This is a genomic window from Streptomyces sp. NPDC018029 (genome assembly GCF_044327655.1).
GTDB lineage: Bacteria > Actinomycetota > Actinomycetes > Streptomycetales > Streptomycetaceae > Streptomyces.
This window is the reverse complement of sequence record NZ_JBIRFV010000027.1, coordinates 1-2381: the sequence shown is the minus strand read 5'-3', so window position 1 is coordinate 2381 and position 2381 is coordinate 1. Positions and strand designations below refer to the sequence as shown.

General features: G+C 71.7%; 3 protein-coding genes. All 3 read left to right on the top strand.

Annotated elements, in window-relative coordinates:
* On the top strand, positions 1 to 1077 hold a 1077-nt coding region (locus tag ACH4D5_RS38840; RefSeq protein WP_398312989.1), incomplete at its 5' end, for a vitamin B12 dependent-methionine synthase activation domain-containing protein.
* Positions 1074 to 1979, top strand: a complete 906-nt coding sequence (metF, locus tag ACH4D5_RS38835) for a methylenetetrahydrofolate reductase [NAD(P)H] (RefSeq protein ID WP_398312986.1) — start codon at positions 1074 to 1076, stop codon at positions 1977 to 1979. The genes ACH4D5_RS38840 and metF, both read left to right, overlap by 4 nt.
* A partial coding sequence (locus tag ACH4D5_RS38830) for an adenosylhomocysteinase (protein WP_398312983.1) occupies positions 1957 to 2381 on the top strand: 425 nt, incomplete at its 3' end. The genes metF and ACH4D5_RS38830, both read left to right, overlap by 23 nt.

The window sequence follows — 2381 nt, the reverse complement described above, 5'->3', positions numbered from 1 at the left end:
GCCGCCGACTACCCCGTCATCCTCGGCGGCGCCGCGCTGACCCGCGCCTATGTGGAGCAGGACCTGCACGAGATCTACGAGGGCGAAGTGCGCTACGCGCGCGACGCGTTCGAGGGGCTGCGGCTGATGGACGCCCTCATCGCGGTCAAACGCGGCGTGCCCGGCGCCAGCCTGCCCGAGCTCAAGCAGCGCCGGGTGCCCAAGCGCGACACCCCGGTGACCGTCGAGGAGCCCGAGGGCCCGTCCCGCTCGGATGTGGCCGTCGACAACCCCGTGCCCACCCCGCCGTTCTGGGGCACCCGGGTCATCAAGGGCATCCAGCTCAAGGAGTACGCCTCCTGGCTGGACGAGGGCGCCCTGTTCAAGGGCCAGTGGGGCCTCAAGCAGGCCCGCACCGGCACCGGCCCCACCTACGAAGAGCTCGTGGAGAGCGAGGGCCGGCCGCGCCTGCGCGGCCTCCTGGACGAGCTGCAGACCAAGAACCTGCTGGAAGCCGCCGTCGTGCACGGCTACTTCCGCTGCGTGTCCAAGGGCGAGGACCTGATCCTGCTGGACGAGGCAGGCGCCGAGCACACCCGCTTCACCTTCCCCCGCCAGCCCCGCGGCCGCCGCCTGTGCCTGGCCGACTTCTTCCGCCCCGAGGAGTCCGGCGAGACCGACGTGGTGGGGCTGCAGGTGGTCACCGTCGGCTCGCGGATCGGCGAGGCCACGGCCGAGCTGTTCGCCGCCGACTCCTACCGCGACTACCTCGAACTGCACGGCCTGTCCGTCCAGCTGGCCGAGGCACTCGCCGAGTACTGGCACGCCCGCGTGCGCGCCGAACTGGGCATCGCCGGCGCCGACCCCGACACCCCCGAGGGCATGTTCCGCACCCAGTACCAGGGCTGCCGCTACTCCCTGGGCTACCCCGCCTGCCCCGACCTGGCCGACCGCGCCAAAATCGCCGCCCTGCTACGGCCCGAGCGGATCGGCGTCCAGCTCTCGGAGGAATTCCAGCTCCACCCCGAGCAGTCCACCGACGCGATCGTCCTGCACCACCCCCAGGCCAGCTACTTCAACGCCGGAGGCCGGCCATGACCGTCCTGCGCGACCTCATCCACCAGGCCGCCCCCACCTTCTCCTTCGAGTTCTTCCCGCCCAAGACACCGGCCGCGGCCACCGCGCTGTGGCGCACCATCCGCCGCATCGAAACCCTCGCCCCCGCCTTCGTCTCGGTCACCTACGGCGCCGGCGGCTCCTCCCGCGAGCGCACCGTGGAGGTCACCAAACGCATCGCCGCCGAGACCACGCTGCGCCCGGTCGCCCACCTGACCGCCGTGGGGCACTCGGTGGCCGAACTGCGCCACATCATCGGCCAGTACGCCGACGCGGGCGTGCGCGACGTGCTGGCGGTGCGCGGCGACCCGCCCGGCGACCCGGGCGCCGACTGGATCCCCCACCCCCAGGGACTGACCCACGCCCATGAACTGGTGCGCCTGGTCAAGGAGTCGGGCCACTTCAGCGTCGGTGTGGCCGCCTTCCCCGAACGCCACCCGCGCTCACCGGACTGGGACAGCGACATCCGCCACTTCGTCGCCAAGTGCCGCGCGGGCGCCGACTACGCCATCACCCAGATGTTCTTCCACACCGAGGACTATCTGCGGCTGCGCGACAAGGTGGCCGCCGCCGGCTGCGACACCCCGATCATCCCGGAGATCATGCCGGCCACCGACGTGCGCCAGATCAGCCGCTTCGCCCGGCTCAGCGGCGCCGCCTTCCCCGAGGCCCTGGCCCACCGCCTGGAGGCCGCCCGCGACAACCCCGCCGAGGGACACCGCATCGGCGTCGAGCACGCCACCGCGATGGCCCAGCGCCTGCTGGCCGAAGGCGCCCCCGGACTGCACTACATCACCCTCAACCGCTCGACGGCCACGCTCGAGATCCACCGCAACGTCACGAACTCAAGGAGCACCCCGCATGACCTCGCAGCCCACCACTGACGGCCACGACTTCAAGGTCGCCGACCTCTCCCTGGCGGCGTTCGGCCGTAAGGAGATCACTTTGGCCGAGCACGAGATGCCTGGTCTGATGGCGATCCGTAAGGAGTTCGCCGCTTCCCAGCCGCTGGCCGGGGCCCGCATCATGGGCTCCCTGCACATGACGGTGCAGACCGCCGTCCTGATCGAGACGCTGGTGGCTTTGGGCGCGGAGGTGCGCTGGGTCTCCTGCAACATCTTCTCCACCCAGGACCACGCGGCCGCGGCGATCGCGGTGGGCCCGAACGGCACGCCGGAGGATCCGCAGGGGGTGCCGGTCTTCGCCTGGAAGGGCGAGAGCCTGGAGGAGTACTGGTGGTGCACGGAGCAGGCGCTGACCTGGCCGAACACCCCCACCGGCGGCCC